The sequence below is a fragment of the Maritimibacter alkaliphilus HTCC2654 genome (genome assembly GCF_000152805.1).
GTDB classification, from domain to species: Bacteria; Pseudomonadota; Alphaproteobacteria; order Rhodobacterales; family Rhodobacteraceae; genus Maritimibacter; species Maritimibacter alkaliphilus.
In genome coordinates, this window is sequence record NZ_CH902578.1 from 3,620,399 (window position 1) to 3,641,226 (window position 20,828).

18 protein-coding genes are annotated in these 20,828 nt (G+C 65.2%); 11 read left to right on the forward strand and 7 right to left on the reverse strand.

From position 1 onward, the window contains the following. Positions 1 to 81 precede the first annotated feature (81 nt). The 6 genes from ppdK to glmM all read left to right on the forward strand — a co-directional run bounded on the left by ppdK (position 82) and on the right by glmM (position 7,562). Positions 82 to 2,649, forward strand: a complete 2,568-nt coding sequence (ppdK, locus tag RB2654_RS18785; protein WP_008334776.1) for a pyruvate, phosphate dikinase — start codon at positions 82 to 84, stop codon at positions 2,647 to 2,649. Positions 2,650 to 2,827: 178 nt separating this feature from the next. Next, complete coding sequence (locus RB2654_RS18790) at positions 2,828 to 3,475, forward strand: cell wall hydrolase (protein WP_138421534.1); 648 nt, start codon at positions 2,828 to 2,830, stop codon at positions 3,473 to 3,475. Between the two features lie 153 nt (positions 3,476 to 3,628). After that, a complete protein-coding gene (locus tag RB2654_RS18800; RefSeq protein WP_246146605.1) occupies positions 3,629 to 4,273 on the forward strand; it encodes a cell wall hydrolase in 645 nt (214 codons plus the stop codon). 57 nt (positions 4,274 to 4,330) lie between these two features. Then, entirely contained in the window at positions 4,331 to 5,251 is a 921-nt protein-coding gene (locus tag RB2654_RS18805) for a dihydroneopterin aldolase (RefSeq protein WP_008334780.1), read from the forward strand. Further along, positions 5,248 to 6,213 carry a dihydropteroate synthase gene (gene folP, locus RB2654_RS18810; RefSeq protein ID WP_008334781.1) on the forward strand — a complete coding sequence of 322 codons (966 nt, stop codon included), beginning with the start codon at positions 5,248 to 5,250 and terminating at the stop codon, positions 6,211 to 6,213. Before RB2654_RS18805 ends, folP begins: the two co-directional genes overlap by 4 nt. A 2-nt stretch (positions 6,214 to 6,215) precedes the next feature. After that, entirely contained in the window at positions 6,216 to 7,562 is a 1,347-nt protein-coding gene (gene glmM / locus RB2654_RS18815; RefSeq protein WP_008334783.1) for a phosphoglucosamine mutase, read from the forward strand. Here glmM and RB2654_RS18820 read toward each other — a convergent pair. The 3 genes from RB2654_RS18820 to RB2654_RS22610 all read right to left on the reverse strand — a co-directional run bounded on the left by RB2654_RS18820 (position 7,559) and on the right by RB2654_RS22610 (position 10,890). Then, positions 7,559 to 8,482, reverse strand: a complete 924-nt coding sequence (locus RB2654_RS18820) for a DMT family transporter (RefSeq protein ID WP_008334785.1) — start codon at positions 8,480 to 8,482, stop codon at positions 7,559 to 7,561. The genes glmM and RB2654_RS18820 overlap by 4 nt on opposite strands. A gap of 95 nt (positions 8,483 to 8,577) precedes the next feature. Then, positions 8,578 to 9,600 carry a ketol-acid reductoisomerase gene (gene ilvC / locus RB2654_RS18825; RefSeq protein WP_040885859.1) on the reverse strand — a complete coding sequence of 341 codons (1,023 nt, stop codon included), beginning with the start codon at positions 9,598 to 9,600 and terminating at the stop codon, positions 8,578 to 8,580. A 153-nt stretch (positions 9,601 to 9,753) separates the two neighbouring features. Beyond that, on the reverse strand, positions 9,754 to 10,890 hold the full coding sequence (locus RB2654_RS22610) for a Hint domain-containing protein (RefSeq protein ID WP_008334788.1): 1,137 nt from the start codon (positions 10,888 to 10,890) through the stop codon (positions 9,754 to 9,756). A 187-nt stretch (positions 10,891 to 11,077) separates the two neighbouring features. On the opposite strand from RB2654_RS22610, the gene RB2654_RS18835 reads away from it, so the two are divergent. Together RB2654_RS18835 and RB2654_RS18840 are read left to right on the forward strand one after the other, a co-directional pair. After that, positions 11,078 to 11,536, forward strand: coding sequence for an Lrp/AsnC family transcriptional regulator (locus RB2654_RS18835; RefSeq protein WP_040885260.1), 459 nt, complete (start codon positions 11,078 to 11,080; stop codon positions 11,534 to 11,536). Then, positions 11,533 to 11,988, forward strand: coding sequence for an Lrp/AsnC family transcriptional regulator (locus RB2654_RS18840; RefSeq protein WP_008334793.1), 456 nt, complete (start codon positions 11,533 to 11,535; stop codon positions 11,986 to 11,988). Before RB2654_RS18835 ends, RB2654_RS18840 begins: the two co-directional genes overlap by 4 nt. 7 nt (positions 11,989 to 11,995) lie before the next feature. Here RB2654_RS18840 and RB2654_RS18845 read toward each other — a convergent pair whose 3' ends face one another. Then, positions 11,996 to 13,012 (reverse strand): DUF2125 domain-containing protein, encoded by a 1,017-nt coding sequence (locus RB2654_RS18845; protein WP_008334795.1) that lies wholly within the window; start codon positions 13,010 to 13,012, stop codon positions 11,996 to 11,998. A 59-nt stretch (positions 13,013 to 13,071) separates the two neighbouring features. Between RB2654_RS18845 and RB2654_RS18850 the strand changes: the two genes are divergently transcribed. The 3 genes from RB2654_RS18850 (at position 13,072) to RB2654_RS18860 (ending at position 16,707) form a co-directional block, all read left to right on the forward strand. Further along, complete coding sequence (locus RB2654_RS18850; protein WP_008334796.1) at positions 13,072 to 13,605, forward strand: gamma-glutamylcyclotransferase; 534 nt, start codon at positions 13,072 to 13,074, stop codon at positions 13,603 to 13,605. Between the two features lie 81 nt (positions 13,606 to 13,686). Beyond that, positions 13,687 to 14,853, forward strand: a complete 1,167-nt coding sequence (locus RB2654_RS18855; RefSeq protein ID WP_008334798.1) for a hypothetical protein — start codon at positions 13,687 to 13,689, stop codon at positions 14,851 to 14,853. Further along, complete coding sequence (locus RB2654_RS18860; protein WP_008334800.1) at positions 14,854 to 16,707, forward strand: peptidoglycan -binding protein; 1,854 nt, start codon at positions 14,854 to 14,856, stop codon at positions 16,705 to 16,707. 3 nt (positions 16,708 to 16,710) lie between these two features. Here the strand turns inward: RB2654_RS18860 and RB2654_RS18865 are convergent, their stop codons facing one another. From RB2654_RS18865 to clpA, 3 genes are all read right to left on the reverse strand, one after another. Next, on the reverse strand, positions 16,711 to 17,691 hold the full coding sequence (locus tag RB2654_RS18865; protein WP_008334802.1) for a M23 family metallopeptidase: 981 nt from the start codon (positions 17,689 to 17,691) through the stop codon (positions 16,711 to 16,713). A 30-nt stretch (positions 17,692 to 17,721) separates the two neighbouring features. Next, a complete protein-coding gene (locus tag RB2654_RS18870; RefSeq protein WP_008334803.1) occupies positions 17,722 to 18,315 on the reverse strand; it encodes a 2-hydroxychromene-2-carboxylate isomerase in 594 nt (197 codons plus the stop codon). Positions 18,316 to 18,434: 119 nt separating this feature from the next. Beyond that, complete coding sequence (clpA, locus tag RB2654_RS18875) at positions 18,435 to 20,759, reverse strand: ATP-dependent Clp protease ATP-binding subunit ClpA (protein ID WP_040885264.1); 2,325 nt, start codon at positions 20,757 to 20,759, stop codon at positions 18,435 to 18,437. Between the last annotated feature and the right edge of the window lie 69 nt (positions 20,760 to 20,828).

Here is a 20,828-nt window from a genome sequence, read left to right on the forward strand (position 1 = left end):
CCCGTAGGTCATTAGGACGATATTGTAAGTGGACGTGCTAGGACTATGTTGGAGCCATCAGGAGATGCTGCAGTGCAGAATATGGTGCTCAACAAGGGCTTTGTCGAAATCACGCCGACCGCTTCGATCGACGTGAACCGGCATGGCGGCCGTGCCAAATGCCTGCAACGCCTGATCCGCCTTGAAATGCCGGTGCCGACGACCGTCGCGCTGGATTTCGCCACCGTCCACGACATATCGCAGGGCACGCTGCCCGACATCGGCATGATGCTCGCCTCGTTCGGTGACGCACCGCTTCTGTCCGTGCGCCCCTCGTCCGAAGACCCGGATTGGGGCGGACCGTCCGCGATCCTGAACATCGGGATGAACGACGCGACCTACGAGCGGCTGATCGGCACGCATGGAGAGGTTGCAGCGACCGCGCTTTACCTGCGCTTCATCCGTTCCTACGCCATCCACGTCGCCCGTCTCGACCCCGACGAGTTCGAGATCAAGGCACCGATGGACCCGGCCGCGATCAAGCGCGCGCAGGCGATCTACGAAGAAGAAACCGACGAACCGTTTCCGCAGGACACGGCGACGCAGCTGTCCAACGTCCTGCGCTCGATGGCCCGGGCGTGGGAGGGGACGACGGCCCGCCTGTTGCGTGAGGCGCGCGGCGCGCCGGCGGATGCGGGGCTCGGTCTGGTGGTGCAGGCCATGGCCATCGGGTTCGGGCGCAATATGTCCGGCTCCGGCGTGATCCAGTTCGTCAACGGCCAGACTGGCGAGCGGCAGTTGCGCGGGCGCTATCTGTGCCAGAGCCAGGGGCGCGACGCGCTTGGCGACCCGGATGCGCGGGCGATCATGTATCTGGCCCGCGACGACCGGGGGCGGTCGATCGAGGATGAGTTGCCGCAGGTGTTCGAAGACCTCAAGCGGTATGGCGACCTGTGCCGCAACCGCCTGCGCGAAGAAATGCAGATCGAGTTCACGCTGGAAAACGAGCGTCTCTATATCCTCGACGCGGTCCGCGTGCAGCGCACGTCGCGCGCCAACCTGCACATCGCCGTGCAACTCGCACAGGACGCGATCATCTCGGAGAACGAGGCGGTGATGCGCGTGCCCCCGCGTTCGCTGACCGAGCTTCTGCACAGCCAGGTCGACCCGGACGGCCCGCGTGACGCGTTTGCCTCCGGCATCGCGGCCAGTCCCGGTGCCGCCACCGGCAAGGTCGTGTTCTCGTCGCGGGCGGCGCAAGCCAGCGCGGCGCAGGACGAACCATGCATCCTCGTCCGGCGCGAAACCACGCCGGAGGACATTCGCGGGATGCACGCTGCCGAGGCGGTGCTGACCGAACGGGGCGGCATCACCTCGCACGCGGCCGTGATCGCCCGTGGTCTCGGCCTACCTTGCGTCGTGGGCGCATCGAACATGAAGCTCGACGCCAAGAAGCGTGAGATCGTGGCCGCCGATGGCCGGGTGATCCGCGAAGGCGACATCATCACCATCGACGGCTCGGCGGGCGAGGCGCTTATCGGCACCGCCCGGATGCTCGAACCCGAACTGGGCGAGGCGTTTCAGACCCTTCTCGCCTGGGCCGACAATGCGCGCGACATCGGCGTGCGCGCCAATGCCGACACGCCGGCGGATGCCGCCAAGGCGCGGATGTTCGAGGCCGAGGGGATAGGGCTTGCCCGGACCGAACATATGTTCTTCGACCACGACCGTCTGCTCGCCATGCGCGAGATGATCTTCGCCGACACGGCCGAGGATCGGCGCACCGCGCTGGAACGGATCGAGCCAATGCAGCGCGCCGACTTCCGCGAGTTGTTCAAGATCATGTCCGGCCTTCCGGTCACCATCCGGTTGTTCGACCCGCCGCTGCACGAATTCCTGCCGCAGGGCCGCGAGGGTATGCGCGAACTGGCCGATGCATTGGACATTCCGGTGTCCGACGTCACGCGCCGGGTCGAGGCGTTGAGCGAATTCAACCCGATGCTCGGGATGCGGGGCGTGCGCCTTGGCATCACCGTGCCGGAAATCTACGACATGCAGGCCCGCGCGATCTTCGAGGCAACGATCGAGGCCACCGACGAAGGCGGCGCACCCGTGGTGCCGGAAATCATGATCCCGCTGGTCTCGGCAAAGCGCGAAGTGGAACTGGTCAAGGCCCGCGTCGATGCCGTGGCCGCCGCCGTGCGGATCGAGCGGGGGGTGGATTTCACCTATCGTCTCGGCGTCATGGTGGAAACGCCGCGCGCCGCCCTCAGGGCGAGCGAGATTGCCCAGCACGCCGCGTTCCTGTCCTTCGGCACCAACGACCTGACACAGATGACCTATGGCCTGTCGCGCGACGATGCGGGCCGGTTCATGGGCCGCTACGTGCAGCAACAGGTCTATCCCGAAGACCCGTTCCACATGCTCGACGTGGAAGGGGTGGGCGAACTGCTTCAGATGGGGGCCGAGCGTGGCCGGTCGGCCAACCCCGATGTGACGCTCGCGATCTGCGGCGAACATGGCGGCAACCCGGAATCCATCGCGTTCTGTCGCAAGGCCGGGTTCGATTACGTCTCATGCTCGCCCTTCCGGGTGCCCGTCGCGCGACTGGCTGCCGCGCATCTCGCCATCCTCGACCGTGGGGTGGGGCGCGCGCGCGTGACCCGCTGATTTCGCTTGGCAATCCCGAACTTGTCCACACCTTGTGGATAAATAACGCGCATTGCCAATATGTTGCGTGACGAAGCGAATGTTTCCAAAAACTGGACCGACGGCGGAATTTGGCGTATGACCACCCCCGATAATGAGCGGAAACAAACTCCGCCGAATGGGGGAAGGGGGACGTCTGATGTTACGCAATCTGATTTTCGCCATGTGCGCCGCACTGGCCTGTGCACCGACCGCGCGGGCCGAGGCCGTGTTCAACCCGGCCGAAGCCCTGAACGCTCTGGTCGGTCAGGAACGTGCGAGTTTCGAAACCCTCTCGCCCTCCCGCATCGAGGAAATCACGCGCCTTGCGCCGCAGCGGTCGCTGTTTCCGCGCCGCAAGCCCGCCGCACCCGCCGCGCAGCCCGATGAGGTGTGGCTTTCCAAACAGCCCGTCGCGACCGGCGGCGAACAATGGCGTTGCTTCACCGAGGCGCTCTATTTCGAAGCGCGCGGCGAAACGCACAAGGGGCTTTTCGCCGTGGCCGAGGTCATCCTCAATCGTGTCGACAGCGCGGCCTTTCCCAACGACCTGTGTGGGGTCATCTCGCAGGGAACCGGGCGCAAGCACGCCTGTCAGTTCTCGTTCACCTGTGACGGCTATCCCGAAACGATCACCAACCGCGCCGCGTGGGACCGGGTCGGCAAGGTCGCGCGGGTGATGATGGACGGCGCGCCGCGCACGTTGACCAACGGCGCCACCTATTACCACACCATCCGCGTGTCGCCCGGATGGGCCCGGCGGCTCGCGCACACGGCGCAGATCGGCGTGCACAAGTTCTACCGCTAGGCGAAAAAGCCGATCCGTGCGGTGCTCGATCGGCGGAGATATGACGCTTCCGGCCTGATCTTTCCCTCAAAGTGGACTCGAGGCCGCTTCTTTTTTACGGCGTCCCGGATTTGACAACCCGCCGATTCGGCAGGGACAACCTGGGACTGACACATGAGGACTATCATCTGCGCCGCCTTCGCGGTGTTCTGTGCTGCGTCTTCGGCCAACGCCGGGATGGACATGCAATCGCTTTCGCCGCTTATGCAAACCGAACGCACGGGGGGCCTGTCGCGGGTCGCGTTGGAACCCGGCGAGCCTGCCGACCACTCTCTGCTCGCGCCCTCCCGGTCGATCCGCCCCAAGGACCGGCCCAAGGCGCTCAAACAACTCGATGTGATCTTCTCGTCCAAAGGCGGCGCGCCGGAGGAGGAAGACCCCGAGTGGTATTGCCTGACCGAGGCGATCTACTTCGAGGCCCGCGGCGAGTCCTTTCAGGGTCAGGTGGCCGTGGCCGAGGTCATCCTGAATCGTGTCGACAATGATCGCTGGCCGGATACGATCTGTGGCGTGGTCAATCAGGGCACCGGCGAACGCTATCGGTGCCAGTTCTCCTATACCTGCGATGGCCTACCCGACACGGTGACCGATCAGCGGGCGTGGGATCGGGCCGGGCATTATGCGGCGGCGATGATGAAGGACGGGCCGCGCATCCTGACCAATGGCGCGACCTTTTATCACGCGACCTACGTCAACCCCTACTGGGCGCAGGAATTCGCCATCACGGCGAACATCGGGACGCATCGGTTCTACCGCTGAGTTTCGGCTTTCCATTCGGACCCCCTTGGGGCATTTTCCGCCGCCAAGGAGACGTGCATGAGTTCTGAAACCCGTCTTGCCTTCGAGCACCCCGAGGCCCGCTCCGAAGCGCACGGTCAACCGGCCGCGCCGCCGGACCGGATTTCCCTGCGCGATCACGTGGTCGAGGCCGAAATCGGTGCGTTTCAGCAGGAACGTGGCACGACCCAACGCCTGCGCTTCAACATCGTGGTCGAGGTCGCGGCGCCCGAAGGGCCGGTGGCGGACGATGTGGACAAGATCCTGTCCTATGACACGATCACGGAATCCATCGCCTTCGAGCTGGCTGCCGAACGCCTGAACCTGCTGGAAACGCTGGCCGAGCGCGTGGCGGACCGCATCCTTGCGGCCCCACAGGCGCAGCGCACCTTCGTGAGGATCGAGAAACTCGACCGTGGCCCCGGCGCCCTTGGGGTCGAGATCGTCAGGACGCGCGGGCAAAGTGCGCCGGTCGCCATGTCCGGCGCCGAGATGCCGCATCCCGTCGTGGTTCACCTGTCCAATGCGGCCATCGCCGCCCCCGAACTGATCGGCCTGCTCGACACGCTCGAGGCGTGGAAGGCTCCGGCGATCCTGACCGTGGGCTATGCGGACCAGCCCGTGCCGGTTGCCAATCGCGACCTGCCGCAACGGCGGATCGACCTTCTGTCGCTCGAAATCAACGCGTGGCTCCTTGCCGCGCGCGACCGCCGCTGTGTCGTCGTGGGCACGCGCACCGAACTCGACTGGGCGATGAAACACGGCCAGATCTGCGTCTGGGCACCGTCCAAGATCGTGCTGGATGCGGTCGATGGACACGACGCAGACGTGACCGACCCGCTGGCCCTGACCGCGTGGTTCGCACACCAGATGCAGGCCCAGGAAATCCTCTCGGTCGGGGGCGCTTTGCCCGAGACCGACATTCCCGCCCGCGCGCTCGGCATCGGTGAGGCGCCTTGAGCCGTTCGGAGCCCATCGCGCGCCGGGGTTCGCGCCGCGACACCGCGCTTCCCCTCGCCGGGCTTCGGGGGGCTTGGTTCGATGAGGTTCTGGGGCCTGACGATGCCGACGTTCGTGCCCGGCTGTCGGCGCCGCGCCCCGATCTTTGCGGCCTGACGCTCGACCGGCCCCGCGTCATGGGCATTCTGAACGTCACCCCCGACAGCTTCTCGGACGGCGGCGACCATGCCGGGTTCGACGCGGCGGTCAAACGCGGGATCGCGATGGCGGGCGAGGCCGACATCATCGACATCGGCGGAGAATCCACGCGCCCCGGCGCGGAAGAGGTGGCGGTGGACGAAGAGATCCGCCGCACCGTCCCGGTGATCGAAGCCCTGCGCGGGGCGGGGGTGACCACGCCCATCTCGATCGACACGCGCAAGGCGCGGGTGGCCGAGGCCGCGCTGGACGCAGGCGCGAACATCGTCAACGACGTGTCGGCCTTCGAATTCGATCCCGAACTCGCCGATCTGACCGCCGAACACGACGTGCCGGTCTGCCTCATGCATGCCAAGGGCCTGCCCGACACGATGCAGGACAACCCGAGCTACGAGGATGTCGTGGGCGAGGTGATGGATCACCTCGAACGGCGTATCGGCTTTGCGGTGGACCGGGGTGTGAAGCGTGACCGGATCATCACCGATCCCGGCATCGGCTTTGGCAAGACGCTCGAGCACAACCTCGAACTTCTGCGCCACCTGACGCTTCTGCACGACTTCGGCCTGCCGGTGCTGCTGGGCGTGTCGCGTAAGCGGTTCATCGGCACCATCGGCCATGCGCCCGAGGCGAAGGATCGGCTGGGCGGCTCGCTTGCCATCGCGCTTCACGGTGCGGCGCAGGGGATGCATATCATCCGGGTGCATGACACGCGGGAAACGACACAGGCGCTGGCCCTCATGGCCGCGCTGGATGGAGAGGTCTGAGCATGGCGGAAAAACTCTTCGGCACCGACGGGGTGCGGGGGCTGGCCAACAGCCACCCCATGACCGCCGAAATGGCGCTGAAACTCGGCGCTGCGGCGGGGCGGTTCTTTCGCTCGGACGGCAAGAACGACCACCGGGTCGTGATCGGGAAGGACACGCGCCTGTCGGGTTACATGCTGGAAAACGCGCTGACCGCGGGCCTGACCTCGACGGGGATGAACGTGCTCCTCCTCGGCCCGGTGCCGACCCCCGCCGTGGGGCACCTGACCCATTCCATGCGCGCCGATCTGGGCATCATGATCTCGGCCAGCCACAACCATTTCACCGATAACGGGATCAAGTTCTTCGGCCCGGACGGCTTCAAATTGTCAGACGAGGCCGAGGCCGATATCGAACGGATGGTCGACGAAGGGGTGGAACTGGCGCATCCCGAAAACATCGGTCGGGCCCGGCGGATCGACGAAGGGCGGCATCGCTACGTCGAATTCATCAAGACCACTTTCCCGTCGGATCACCGTCTGGACGGGCTGAAGGTGGTGATCGACTGCGCCAACGGGGCCGCCTACCGCGCCGCGCCCGAGGCATTGTGGGAGCTTGGGGCCGAGGTGATCGAGGTCGGGGTGAAGCCGAACGGCACCAACATCAACCTCGAATGCGGCTCGACCGACACCCGCACCGCCGTGAAGGCCGTGCTGGATCATGGCGCGGACGTGGGCATCTGCCTCGACGGGGATGCGGATCGCGTGATGATCATCGACGAAACCGGGCGCGTGGCCGACGGCGATCAGATCATGGCGCTGATGGCGGGGCGCTTTGCGGAAAAAGGTGCGCTGCGGGGCGGGGCTCTGGTCGCGACCGTGATGTCGAACCTCGGACTTGAGCGGTATCTTGGCGGCAAGGGCCTGCGGCTCGAGCGCACCAAGGTCGGCGACCGTTACGTGGTCGAGCGGATGCGCGAAGGCGGCTTCAATCTGGGCGGCGAGCAGTCGGGTCATATCGTGATGACCGACTACGCGACGACGGGCGACGGCCTGCTGGCCGGGCTTCAGTTTCTCGCCGCTATGGTCGAGACGGGGCAGCGCGCCTCGGACCTCACGCAGGTCTTCGACACCGTGCCGCAATTGTTGAAAAACGTGCGGTATCATGCAGGTCAGACGCCGCTGGACGATGAAAATGTTCGCAAAGTGATCGCGGCGAGCGAGCAGGATCTGACCGGCAAGGGCCGCCTGCTGATCCGCAAATCGGGAACCGAGCCCCTGATCCGCGTCATGGCGGAATGCGAGGACGAGACGTTCCTCACACAGGTCGTGGACCGGATCGTGGCCGAAGTCGAACGCGCGACCGCCTAGGCCCGCAGGCGCTGGGCCACGCGCACCAACCCCTCCCACTGGCTGATCGCCATGCCGCTGAGGATCGCGACGAGGGCGAGCAGCATGGTCGGCGGCAGCGCCTCGTTCAACAGCGCCGCCCCGAGCGCGACCGAGACGAGCGGGACGATGTAGTTCACGAGGCTGAGGAACGTCGGGCCAGCCGACCGGATCAGGACCGTGCGCAGAAAGTTCGCCGCCGCCGTCGGGATCAGACCCAGCACCGCCAGCGCAATGAAAGTCGTGCGGTCCGGCATCGGGGGCGGGCCGTCCAGTGCGAAGGCGACCGGCACCGTGCCGACCGCGCCGACGATCATGATCATCGCGGACAGGCCCAGCGGGTCGATCGGCGGCAGACGTCGCATGTAGATCGAGCCGACGCCGTAACACACCGCCGTTCCGAACACCGCAAGACCGCCCCAGAGTGCCATGGGGTCGCTTTGCGCGGTCAGTGTCTCGCCCCCGATCAGGATGACGACCCCGGCGAACCCGATCAGGAACCCGATGGTCGAGCGCAGCCGCATCCGCTCGCCGGGGACCATGAAATGCGCCATCGGCAGCACGATGAAGATCATCGACGCCATGGTGACGCCCGCGAAGGCCGATGTGACGTATTGCTGGCCCCATGGCAGAAGCAGGAACGGAAAGGTCGCGGAGAGAAGGCAGACGAAGATCAGCAGGCCCCAGTCACCGCGGGTCGGTTTGCTTTCGAACAGGCGAAAACCGTTTGCGGCCCAGACCGCGAGCATCAAGATCGCGGCGAAGACCACGCGCGCGGCCGAGACCCAGCCGGGACCGACGCCTCGAAGCGCGATCTCGACGATCAGGAAGGTCGATCCCCAGACGACCGCAAGCGTGGTGAACATGGCCCAGCTGGCCGGTGTGATGCGCGGTGTCGTCATGCGGTCCTCCGAAAGACGAAAAGACCCCGGCGCAGGGCCGGGGTCAATCAATCCATCGCATTGGCAATACGGCGAAATTCGCCGTTGCCGCCGGATCAGTTTTTCTCTTTGTCGACCATCTTGCCGGCCGAAATCCACGGCATCATGCCGCGCAGCTTGGCGCCGGTTTCTTCGATCTGGTGCTCGTCGTTCAGACGACGGGTGCCTTTGAAGAACGGCTGGCCGACGGCGTTTTCCTGCATGAAGTCACGCACGAACTTTCCGGTCTGAATGTCGGTCAGGATCTCTTTCATCGCCTTCTTGGTCTGCTCGTAGGGCAGAACGCGCGGGCCGGAGACATACTCGCCGTATTCGGCGGTGTTCGAGATCGAGTAGTTCATGTTGGCGATGCCGCCTTCGTAGATCAGGTCCACGATCAGCTTCACTTCGTGCAGACACTCGAAATAGGCCATCTCGGGCGCGTAACCGGCTTCGGTCAGCGTCTCGAAGCCCATACGGATCAGCTCGACGAGACCGCCGCAAAGCACGGCCTGTTCGCCGAAGAGGTCGGTTTCGCACTCTTCGCGGAAGTTCGTCTCGATGATGCCCGAGCGGCCGCCACCGATGGCCGAGCAATAGGACAGGCCGATTTCCAGCGCCTTGCCGGTCGCGTCCTGGTGAACCGCGACGAGGCAGGGCACGCCGCCGCCCTTGACGTATTCACCGCGCACGGTGTGGCCCGGACCCTTGGGGGCCATCATGATGACGTCGACGCCCGGCTTCGGCTCGATCAGGCCGAAGTGCACGTTCAAACCGTGAGCAAAGGCAATGGCAGCGCCTTCTTTCAGGTTGTCGTGGACGTATTTCTTGTAGGTCTCGGCCTGAAGTTCGTCGGGCATGGTGAACATGATGACGTCGCACCAGGCGGCGGCTTCGGCGATGCCCATGACCTTGAGCCCTTCGCCTTCGGCTTTCTTGGCGGAGGGCGAGCCTTCGCGCAGGGCGACGACCACGTTCTTGGCGCCGCTGTCGCGCAGGTTCAGCGCATGGGCGTGACCTTGCGAGCCGTAGCCGAGGATCGCGACCTTCTTGTCTTTGATGATGTTCACGTCGCAGTCGCGATCGTAGTAAACGCGCAGGCTCATGGCATGCTCCTTCAGTTATCGTTCGGCGGGCATACTAGAAGCAGATGTGTGTTTGTTCGTGCGAAATCGCGACATTTGAAGTCAAATGTCGATAGATCATTCGCATTTCAGCGATGATGTGAAAGATCAATGCGTCGGAGCTGTGGCTCAGGCAGCGGCGCTCTGGGTGCGACTCGCCGATTGGCCGTTGCGCGCCAGATGCAGCAGCGCCCGCGCTTCCGAGACCGACAGGGCGGGGCGGTTGAGGCGCATTCGGGCCAGTTCCGTCTCGCTGACCAGCCCGCGAAGCTCCGCGCGCGCCTCGTCGCCAAGGGCCTCCAGCGCCATGGTTCCGGTGAACAGGCTCTCGCTGGCCAGTCCTTCCGAGAACACCATTTCATGCCGGGCAAACAGCAGGTGAACGTAATGCGCCGTTCGGGTCGGGGCCAGAACGATGGAGCGGTCGTCGACCAGCGACTTCGCGGGCACCAGCACGTCGGTGTGTCCGTAGTAGAACTCCGCCACGGCGGCGCGGATCAGGATGCGGTGGTTCGGTGACACGCAAAGCGCGCGCCGATTGCCCAACGCCCCGGCTTTCAATCGGACGGGTGCAAGCGGCCCGTCGCCCGGCACGGTGCTGTGCCCGACCCAACGCAAGGGTTGAAGCCCGTGGTCGAGCGTATGGACAAGATCGCCGGGGCGCAGCCGTTCCACCGGCTTCGTGCCCGAGGCGACGTCGATCCGGGTGCCTGCCAGAAAGCAGGGCACGGCGATGTCCAGAATTTCGACCGGATCGACCCCGCCCGATGCGTCGAACGTCGACTCGCCCCGCACATAGGAAAGCGTCGTTCCGGCGGGCGGCGGGCTTCCCAAGAACGCCACGCCGACCACGGTGGTGGTGTAGCCAACGGTGACCGACACGCCGATCATGTTGTAGGCGTTGCCCTGATCGTCAAAAAGCGAGACCTGAAACTCGTTCTCGACAAAGGTCGCGCCCTGCCAGCGGACATCGGTCGCCGAAGGGGTAAAGGTCGTGCCTCCGATGGTGACGGGCTGGGTCAGCAACTGGTCCGTCACGGTGTTGCCGGAATAGGGATTGTCTTCGATGATACCGTCGGAATCCTCGAACGTCACCGCGACCGGGCTGCCCGAGAACGTGAACGCCAGATCGTTCGGGTTTTCCCAACTGAAGGAATTGCCGTGTTGCGCGGAATTCAGAAGGTCTGAATTCCGGGTCGGACTTCCATCGGCGTGCGTGATGGACACGTCCGCCGTCGCATAGACGTAAATCGTCTGCTCTGCCATGCTCTGCCTGCAATGTTCGCGGTCTGCGCCGCTTCTGCTCAACTAACCAGAACGTTAACAGGTTTTCGGGCGCACGGCTAGCATGGAGCGGCTCTCAGTTTCCGCCTTTGGACCGCCATACACGTTGACCTGATTTGCTTAGAATGCGATGGGGTCATGCGCGAAATCTGCGCTTTGCGAGGAATCCATGCGTATCGACGATACGGACCGCCGCCTGCTGCGTCGTCTGCTGGCCGATCCCGAGCTGAGTTCGGGTGCGTTGGCCGATCTTGCCGGCGTCACCCCGGCGACGGCATCCCGGCGGATCGACAAGATGACGCGCGAGGGTGTGATCCGTGGACAGTTCGCCGTGATCGACTGGTCGGCGCTTGGCTATGACGTGCAGGTCTCGCTCCGCTTCACCATCGACAAGACAAATCCGCGCGCCTTCGACGAGTTTCTGGCGGCGGCGCGCGAGGTGCCGGAGGTGACTGAGATCCAGACCTTCCTCGGCAAGGTCGACGTGCGCCTGCACGTCATCGCGCGTGATATGGGCCACTATCAGCAGATCTACCGGGACCGCATCCTGACCCTTCCGCATATTGCCGAGATTGAGGCGCTGATGCAGGTGGCCTCGATCGCCGAACGCGGGGCATTGCCGCTATGACCGAGATCGACGACACCGACCGTGCCTTTCTGCGTGCGCTCAGCGCCGACGCCACCTTGTCGGCGGGCGAGTTGGGGCGGCGGTTCGGGCTGTCGCAACCTGCGGCGTGGCGGCGGGTCAAGCGGCTTTCCGACGCCGGCATTCTGGCCGGGCGCCGCGTCGAGATCGACCACGAGGCGCTGGGGTTCGGCGTGACGGTCTTTCTGGGCGTGAAACTCGCCGCGAAAGGCCGCGTGAGCCTTGAAGATTTCGAGCGTGCGGTGGCCGCGATCCCCGAGGTGCAACTCGTCCATCACGTCCTTGGGCTATACGACTACCGCTTGCGGATCGTGGCCCGCGACCTGTCGGATTTCGAACGTATCCTGCGCCGCCGCATCATGACGCTGCCGGGCGTGGGCGAGGTCGAGGCGAACGTGCTGTTGTCCGAAGAACGCCGTCCGGGTCCGATCTGACGCCAGATCAGGGCAATCGGATCACCGGGGCCGCGCCGATGGGGATCGGCCCGAGAAACGCGCGACCGTTTTCGAACTTGAGGGTGGCATCCAGCGTTTCCGGGTCGCCCGACATCCGCGCCAGCATTTCGCCCGCGCGGGTCAGCGCGCCCACCAGCATGTCCGGGATCGCGCCTGCCGACTGGGCAATGGTGACCATGTCGCGCCAGTTCTCGGCCCTCACGTCCACCTCGCCATCCGCCACGCCATTGGCCCCTACGACCAAAACCCCGGTGGCGTCCAACGTCAGCGCGCCCCAGTCCACGGTGACCCGCGTCAGTTCGATCTCGCGCGGCTGGGGGCGGGCGCGTTCGATGGCGAAGCGGTCCCATGCGTTGTCGAACCGGATGGTCGCACGCAGATGCGCCCGTTCGATCGTGTCCGACACCGCGCCGGAATCGCGAGCCGCCGCGATCAGCGACGGGTCCAGGCGGATGCCCGAGGCGGTGACGTCGACATCGTAGACATGGCCCTGCCGCCCCGGCGTTTCCCGCATCGAAAGCTGCGCGGCGTCGATTTCCGTCGTCCCGCGCTGGGCCGACACGATATCCGCCGCAGCCAGTTCCAGAACGCTTTCGGTGATCGGCAGTTCGACCGAGGGGGTCAGGCTGGCCGAGGCGCGAAACGTCTCTGCGGTGATGCTGATGCGGTCGTCGCGCGTCGCGAACACCTGCTCGCCGGGAAAAACCGCGATCACGCGGGTCGGGGCATAGCTCAGGGACAGCGACTGGAACATCGGCGCCGACCACGCGATGCCCGTCTCGGGATCGGCAAGGTTCAGGTCGGTGATCGTCGTGTCGAAACGGCTGGGAAACCCGGCGGTGTCGAGCGAGGCATAATCGGCCGTCCACCCCTCGGCCCGGCGATCCTCGAACCAGCCTGCCAACACGCGCTCCGTGGCGCGCGAGCCGATGACCCAATAACCGCCCCATCCCACGAAGACGAGCACGATCAGGCTGATGATGATCTGGGGTGCCTTGCGCATGACGACCTCTCTGATACCGTCCCCCCTTCTAGCCAGCGCATGTGACAAGGGGAAGCGGGATGGAGGACGACCTGTGGGTCTTCGGCTACGGATCGCTGTTGTGGAATCAGGGGTTTGTGCATGTGGAGCAGGTGCTTGCGACGCTGTCGGGCTACCACCGTTCGTTCTGTATGCGCTCGATCCACCATCGCGGCACGGATGAGAACCCGGGGCTGGTGCTGGCGCTCGACGCGCAAGAGGGGGCAAGCTGCCGGGGCGTCGCCTACCGTGTCGACCCCGAGCACCACGAACCCACCATGGCCTATCTGCGCGAGCGCGAATTGATCTCGTCGGCTTATCTGGAGCGTGTCCTGCCGCTCGACCTTGCCGACGGGCGGCGGGTTCAGGCGGTCGCCTACATCATCGACCCGGAGCACGTGCAGTATTGCCATCTCGACCTCGACGAACAGGCCCGGATCATCGCGCAGGCAGTCGGGGGCAGGGGGCCGAACACGGAATACCTGTACAACACCGCAGGCCATCTGACCGAAGTGGGGATCGAAGACCCGGACCTGACGTGGCTCGCCCGCGAAGTGCGCCGGATCACGGCCTGACCCCCCATTCGTTCCTTGGCATGACGCCCAGCAAAGACTAACCTTTCCGCAAAACAACACATCCGGAAGGAGCTTGTCCGCATGGACCAGCCGGATCACGGGGCCGAGCCGAAGTTTACCCGCCCGTTGCGTCAGATCCTGACGATGCTCATCGTTCTGGGCCTCGTCGGCGTCGGCGTGTTTTTCGCCCTGCCGCAGGTGCTGCCGGTCTTTCTGGCGAACCTTTACCTGAACGCCTTCATCGGGCTGGTGTTCGTGATCGGTCTGGTCGCCTGTTTCTGGCAGGTGGTTCAGATCGCCAATTCGGTCGGCTGGATCAAACGCTTCGCGTCGGGCGAGCAGGACGGCAAGGGGGCGCCCCGGCTGCTCGCGCCGCTGGCGGCCCTGCTGCGCACGCGGCGCGACCGGATGCAGATCGGCGCCTCGTCGGCGCGCTCGATCCTCGACAGTGTCGCGACCCGGATCGACGAAGAACGCGACATCACGCGCTACATCACCAACCTCTTGATCTTCCTCGGCCTGTTGGGGACGTTCTTCGGCCTCGCCACCACGGTTCCCGCGGTCGTCGAAACCATCCGTTCGCTCGCCCCCGCCGATGGCGAAGCGGGGGTCGAGGTGTTCGACCGGCTCATGACCGGGCTCGAGGCGCAGCTTGGCGGCATGGGCACCGCGTTCTCGTCCTCGCTTCTGGGGCTCGCCGGTTCGCTGGTCGTCGGCCTGCTGGAACTCTTCGCGAGCCATGGTCAGAACCGCTTTTACCGCGAGCTCGAGGAATGGATGTCGTCGATCACCAAGGTCGGGTTCAGCCCCGGTGACGACGGGCAGGGCGAGGCGGGGATGGCCGCATACCTCACCTATATGGCCGAGCAGATCGAAGCCTTGCGTCAGGCCGTCGCCACCGCCGAGGACGGGCGCGCCACCACGGATGCGCGGCTATGGCAACTGGTCGACGGGGTCGATCGGCTTGCCCGCAACATGGGCGAACAGCCCGATCTCGTGCCCTATTTCGAAAGCATCGCGGATGGTCAGGCCCGGATGGTGGACGCGATCGAAACGCAGAGCATGGCTTCGCCCACGCAAACCGCCGAGACCGAGGATGCCGAGGCCCGGATGCGCCTGCGCTCCATCGACGTGCAACTTCTGCGCATCCTCGAAGAGATGTCGGCCGGACGGCAGGAGACGATGGCCGAACTGCGCTCCGACATCAATGCTCTCACCAAGGCGATCCGCGCGTTAGGGGGGCAGTAAATGGCCCTCGCCCGACGCTCTGTCCGCAACGTCTCAGGCACCATCTGGCCGGGGTTCGTCGATGCGATGACGGCGCTTTTGCTGGTGCTCATGTTCGTGCTGACGATCTTCATGGTCGTGCAATACGTGCTGCGCGAGCAGATTTCCGGGCAGGCGACGGAACTGGACGAATTGTCCATGCAGGTCGCGGGGCTGGCCGACGCGCTGGGGCTGGAGCGTCAGCGGACCGCGCAACTGGGCGAAGAGGTGGGAAGCCTGACCGCCACGCTGGGCGACATGCGCACGCAGAGCGCGGCGCAGCAGGCGATGATCTCGGAACTGACGGAAGAGACCGAGGCGCAGGCGGAACGCATCGCCGGATACCAGAGCCAGATCGCCAGCTTCGAGGAACAGGTGGCGAGCCTGTTGTCGCAACGCGATGCCATCATCCTCGAACGCGATACGGCGCAGGCCGACCTCGCCGAGACCGAAGGCGAACTGGACGAAGCGCAGTCGCAGGCGGTTCAACTGCGCGCCAGCATCGACGAACTGGAAGACGCACAGTCGCGCCTGATCTCCGAGAAAGAGGCTTTGCAGATCGCCCTCGCTCAGGCGCGGGACGAGGTCGATGCCGAGGCCGAAGCGGCCCGCCTCGCCGCCGCGCGTCGCGAAGCGGTCGAAGCGTTGTTGGCCGATCTCAGGGCGTCGGCGGCTGAAACCGATGCGGCGCTTGCCACGGCACAGGCGACCATCGACGAGCGCACCGCCGCGCTGGACGAGGCGCAATCCACGATCGAAAGCCAGCAGGCCGACCTCGACGCCGCGCAAGCCGCCGCGCAACAGGCGCGCGAAGAGCTGTCGGACGAGGAAGCCGCCCGTCTGGCCGATGCCGCCGCCCTTCAGGCCCTGCGAGAGCGTCTGGCGAATGCGGATGACGAGATCACCGCGATGACCCTTGCGCTGGAAGAACAGCGCCGGAAGGCCGAGGAAACGCTGACCCTGCTGGCCGCCGCCCGCGCCTCGCAGGACGATCTCGAGGCCGCGCGCGATCAGGCCCTGAGCGAGGCCGACCGTCAGGCCGCCCTGCTGGCCACGGCGCAATCCGCGCTGGAAACCGAAGAGGCGGCGAGCGCCGAGGCGCAACGCCGCGTCGCGCTCCTCAACGAACAGATGGCTGCCTTGCGTGAGCAGTTGGGCAACCTCGAAAACGTGCTGGACGAGGCCGAGGCGCGCGAGGAAGAGGCGCAGGTTCAGGTCGAGGCGCTGGGATCGCGGCTCAATTCCGCGCTCGCGCAGGTCGCCGCCGAACAGCGGGCGCTCGCCGCAAGTCAGGCGGCCCTGGCCGAAGAGGAACGTGCCCGGGCCGAACTGGAACGGGCCGAGGCAGAACGTCTGCGCGCCGAAGCCGCCGATCTGGAAAATTATCGTTCGGAATTCTTCGGCCGTCTGCGTCAGGTTCTGGGCGACCGGGATGGTATCCGGATCGAGGGCGATCGGTTCGTGTTCTCCTCGGAAGTGCTCTTCCCGGTGGGCGGGGCCGACCTGTCCGCCGCCGGGCGCCAGCAGATTGCGCGCGTCGCCGGCACGCTGCGCGATGTCGCCTCGGAAATCCCGCCCGAGATCAACTGGATCCTGCGCGTCGACGGCCACACCGACAGCCAGCCGTTTCGGGGCAACGCGGAATATGCCGACAACTGGGAACTCAGTCAGGCCCGCGCCCTGTCGGTCGTGCGCTATATGCAGGATCAGCTCGGCTTCCCGCCTGACCGGCTTGTCGCGGCGGGCTTTGGCGAATGGCAACCCATTGCCGAGGGCGACAGTGACGAGGCGCTGGCGGCGAACCGGCGCATCGAGTTGAAACTGACCGAGAAATAGGGGCTAGCGACCGACCCAAACTTCGGTCTCGATCCGGTCGAGCACCTCGCCGCCCCGTTCCAGCGTCACCTCGACGGCGTATACCCCGTCAGGCCAGCCAGCCTCCGGCAACCGTTTCCCGGCGGCCCGGAAGTAAAGCACCTGTTTCTTGGCGATCAATGCGCGGGACCGGACCAGTTCGCTGCCGTCAGGCCGTAAGATCGCGATTTCCATGACATCGGCCTGTTGTCCGCCGTAGGCGAAGCCCCAGGCCACCAGCGCGGGGGCCTCCGCCGAAAACTGCTTGCCGCCCACGCCCCCGCGTTTCACGTCCTCATACTCCGGCACCTCGGTTCCGACCCCGACCGAGATCAGGCCGCCGCCGGTATAGGCCGGGCTCGCGGCCCAGAGGTCGTCCTCGTCGCCGTCATCCTCGCCGCAGGCCGTGATCTCGTCGGTGTTGAACGGGTCCACGACGCGCCCGTCCTGACGGATGCTGACGTGAACGTGCGGGTATTGCGTTCGGCCGGAGTAACCGACCTGACCCAGCACGGTTCCCATACCGACGCGCTGGCCGTTCGTCACCGCGACCGACCCCTGCTTCATGTGGCACATCTGGGTCTCCCAGCCGCCGCCGTGGTCGATCAAGACACCATTGCCGCAATCCTTGCCCTCGAGGATTTCCGGCGGCGTGTCGTCGAACCCGGTGTCGGGCATTCCGTCGCGCACGCCCCGCACCACGCCCGGGGCGGGGGCGAGGACATCCACGCCCGCCTCCATCGCGTCGAAAGTGTAAAGCGCGAAATCGGTGCCGCGATGCCCGTCATAGGCCATGGGACCGCAGGTGTAATCGGCGGCACCCGGACCGGGATCGGCATCGGTGTATTGCAGGATGAAACAGTCCTCGCCCAAGGTGCAGTCGATGGGCAGGTTCAGGATCGGGTCGCGGGCAAGGGCTGGCGTGGCGATCAGGACGGCGGAAATGCTCAACTTCAGGGCGTGCATGATGCGAGATTACGCGACCTGCCGGTGTGTTCAAGCGGTTCGCCGCGCCCAGTCGATCGCGTCGTCGAGCCGGTCGTCACCCCAGAAGATTTCATCCCCCACGGCGAAGGTCGGCGAGCCGAATATGCCCAGACGCATGGCGTTCTCGGTCTCCCGTTGCAGCTTGTCCTCGATCCGTGGCCCGCGCGCCTCGCTCAGAACCCGCGCGGGGTCGGCCCCGGCGTGGGTGATGGCGAGCGTGAGGTTTGGTTCCTGTCCTGCGGGTTCGTCCATTTCGAACCAGAGGCGATAGGCCTCGCGCGTATAGGTCTCGCACCATCCTTCCTCCACGCCGAGCGTCGCCACCTGATTGGCGAGCACGAGGCCGGGCAAGGGGTAGGGCGCGGGCAGGCGGGGTGTCAGGCCGAAGCGTTCGGCGCGGCGCGCGATGTCGCGCCACATGTAAGCGGTCTTCACCGGCTTGTCCTTGAACGGGATGTTGTTCTGCAAGGTCATGACATGGCGCACGTTGAACGGGCGCCAGTTGAACGTGGCCCCGGTGCGTTTCGCGACATCGGCAAGACGCATCACCGTCAGGTAGCTGTAGGTCGATCCGATGGAATACCAGAAGTCGATCGGTGCCATGCAAGCCTCCCTCTCATCTTTCGGAAAGGGTACCATCGGCATGCCTGCGAGTCATTTGGCTTGAGGCCAAAGAAAAGGGCCGACCAAAAGGCCGGCCCGATCCGTTGTGGTTCAGGGGCTCAGTCCGCCGTCAGAAGCGGGGGCTTCTTGCGCGAGGTAATGCGCGGCGACCCCGGCTCTTCGATGCGAAGGTCGATCTCGCCGTCCTTGACGCCGACCTGCACCAGTCCGCCTTTTGCGAGCTTGCCGAAGAGCAGTTCCTCCGCGAGCGGCTTCTTGATGTGCTCCTGAATGACGCGGCCCAGCGGGCGGGCGCCCATCTTGTCGTCATACCCCTTGTCGGCCAGCCATTCCGCCGCCGCCGGGGTCAGTTCGATGGACACGTTGCGATCCATGAGCTGCGCTTCGAGTTGCAGCACGAACTTTTCGACGACCTGCGTGATGACGTCCTTGCTGAGGGGCGCGAAGCTGATGACGGCGTCCAGACGGTTGCGGAATTCCGGCGTGAACGTGCGTTCGATGGCCGCCGTATCCTCGCCCTCGCGCCGCGCACGACCGAAGCCGATCGCCTCTTTCGCCTGTTCGGTGGCGCCCGCGTTCGAGGTCATGATGAGCACCACGTTGCGGAAGTTCACCGTGCGACCGTTGTGGTCGGTCAATTGCCCGTGGTCCATCACCTGAAGCAGGATGTTGTAGACGTCCGGGTGCGCCTTTTCCATTTCGTCGAGCAGCAGAACGCAATGCGGGTGCTGATCCACGCCATCGGTCAGAAGCCCGCCCTGATCGAAGCCGACATAGCCCGGAGGCGCGCCGATCAAGCGGCTGACCGCGTGCTTCTCCATATACTCCGACATATCGAAGCGCAGGAGCTCCACGCCAAGCTGGCTGGCAAGCTGGCGCGCCACCTCGGTCTTGCCGACGCCCGTGGGCCCGGCGAACAGGTAGTTGCCGATGGGCTTTTCGGGGTCGCGCAGACCGGCGCGGGACAGTTTGATCGCCGACGACAGTGCCGTGATCGCATCGTCCTGACCGAAGACCACGCGCTTGAGCGAGCCTTCCAGATCGCGCAGCACCTCTTGGTCGTCCTTCGAGACGGACTTCGGGGGGATGCGGGCGATCTTGGCGATGATCGCCTCGATCTCTTTCGTGCCGATGGACTTGCGGCGTTTCGAGGCGGCGACGAGGTGCTGGGCCGCGCCCGCCTCGTCGATCACGTCGATGGCCTTGTCGGGCAGCTTGCGGTCGTTGATGTAACGGTCCGAAAGCTCGACGGCGGTCTTGATCGCGTCGTTTGTGTATTTGATCGCGTGATGCTCCTCGAAGTAGGGCTTGAGGCCCTTGAGGATTTTCACGGTGTCGTCGACCGTCGGCTCGTTCACGTCGATCTTCTGGAACCGGCGGGACAGCGCGCGGTCCTTTTCGAAGTGCTGGCGGAATTCCTTGTAGGTCGTCGAGCCCATGCAGCGCAGCTTGCCGCCCTGAAGCGCGGGCTTCAGCAGGTTCGAGGCATCCATCGCCCCGCCCGAGGTGGCACCGGCACCGATCACGGTGTGGATTTCGTCGATGAACAGCACCGCGTCCGGGTGGTTTTCAAGTTCCGACACGACAGCCTTCAGACGTTCTTCGAAGTCGCCGCGATAGCGCGTGCCCGCAAGCAGCGCACCCATGTCGAGCGAGAAGATGGTGGTTTCCGAAAGCACTTCCGGCGTTTCACCCGCTTCGATCTTCTTGGCGAGGCCCTCGGCGATGGCGGTCTTGCCCACGCCGGGATCGCCCACCAGAAGCGGGTTGTTCTTGCGGCGGCGGCAGAGCACCTGAATGCAACGCTCGACCTCTTGATCGCGGCCGATCAGCGGGTCGATGTCGCCTTTGCGCGCCTTGGCGTTCAGATCGACACAGTATTTCCCGAGCGCGGAATCCTTGGCCTCTTCTTCCGGGGCCTCGTTGGTCGCTTCCTCGAAATCCGGGGTACCGGAAACGGGGCGGGTTTCGCCATAGGACGGGTCTTTGGCCACGCCATGCGCGATGTAGTTCACCGCGTCGTAGCGCGTCATGTCCTGCTCTTGCAGGAAATAGGCCGCGTTGCTTTCGCGTTCCGCGAAGATCGCGACCAGCACGTTGGCCCCGGTCACTTCGGTCCGGCCCGAGGACTGGACGTGGATCGCGGCCCGCTGGATCACGCGCTGGAATGCGGCGGTCGGAACGGCTTCCGACCCTTCGATGTTCGTCTCGAAGGCCGACAATTCCTCGTCGATGTATTTCAGCAGCGTCCCCCGAAGGTCTTCCAGATCCACGCTACAGGCTTTCATCACACGGGCCGCGTCGGGCTCGTCGATGAGTGCCAGGAGCAGGTGTTCCAGCGTGGCCAGCTCATGCTGTCGTTCATTGGCATGAGCGAGTGCGGCATGGATGGCCTGTTCAAGCGTGTTGGAAAAGGATGGCAAGTGGTTCACTCCTCGTTTCCGGGGTCGCTGGACGGAGTGTGGCCCGTCCATTCGACCGTGGCCTCATAG

What these genes read in the sequence shown, in the direction of transcription:
- RB2654_RS18820 (WP_008334785.1), bottom strand. Translation starts at nt 8,482, where the DNA reads ATGACGACACCGCGCATCACACCGGCCAGCTGGGCCATGTTCACCACG.
- RB2654_RS18800 (WP_246146605.1), top strand. Translation starts at nt 3,629, where the DNA reads ATGAGGACTATCATCTGCGCCGCCTTCGCGGTGTTCTGTGCTGCGTCT.
- RB2654_RS18855 (WP_008334798.1), top strand. Translation starts at nt 13,687, where the DNA reads ATGGACCAGCCGGATCACGGGGCCGAGCCGAAGTTTACCCGCCCGTTG.
- RB2654_RS18845 (WP_008334795.1), bottom strand. Translation starts at nt 13,012, where the DNA reads ATGCGCAAGGCACCCCAGATCATCATCAGCCTGATCGTGCTCGTCTTC.
- RB2654_RS18860 (WP_008334800.1), top strand. Translation starts at nt 14,854, where the DNA reads ATGGCCCTCGCCCGACGCTCTGTCCGCAACGTCTCAGGCACCATCTGG.
- RB2654_RS18865 (WP_008334802.1), bottom strand. Translation starts at nt 17,691, where the DNA reads ATGCACGCCCTGAAGTTGAGCATTTCCGCCGTCCTGATCGCCACGCCA.
- RB2654_RS18850 (WP_008334796.1), top strand. Translation starts at nt 13,072, where the DNA reads ATGGAGGACGACCTGTGGGTCTTCGGCTACGGATCGCTGTTGTGGAAT.
- RB2654_RS22610 (WP_008334788.1), bottom strand. Translation starts at nt 10,890, where the DNA reads ATGGCAGAGCAGACGATTTACGTCTATGCGACGGCGGACGTGTCCATC.
- RB2654_RS18870 (WP_008334803.1), bottom strand. Translation starts at nt 18,315, where the DNA reads ATGGCACCGATCGACTTCTGGTATTCCATCGGATCGACCTACAGCTAC.
- ppdK (WP_008334776.1), top strand. Translation starts at nt 82, where the DNA reads ATGGTGCTCAACAAGGGCTTTGTCGAAATCACGCCGACCGCTTCGATC.
- RB2654_RS18790 (WP_138421534.1), top strand. Translation starts at nt 2,828, where the DNA reads ATGTTACGCAATCTGATTTTCGCCATGTGCGCCGCACTGGCCTGTGCA.
- RB2654_RS18805 (WP_008334780.1), top strand. Translation starts at nt 4,331, where the DNA reads ATGAGTTCTGAAACCCGTCTTGCCTTCGAGCACCCCGAGGCCCGCTCC.
- RB2654_RS18840 (WP_008334793.1), top strand. Translation starts at nt 11,533, where the DNA reads ATGACCGAGATCGACGACACCGACCGTGCCTTTCTGCGTGCGCTCAGC.
- RB2654_RS18835 (WP_040885260.1), top strand. Translation starts at nt 11,078, where the DNA reads ATGCGTATCGACGATACGGACCGCCGCCTGCTGCGTCGTCTGCTGGCC.
- glmM (WP_008334783.1), top strand. Translation starts at nt 6,216, where the DNA reads ATGGCGGAAAAACTCTTCGGCACCGACGGGGTGCGGGGGCTGGCCAAC.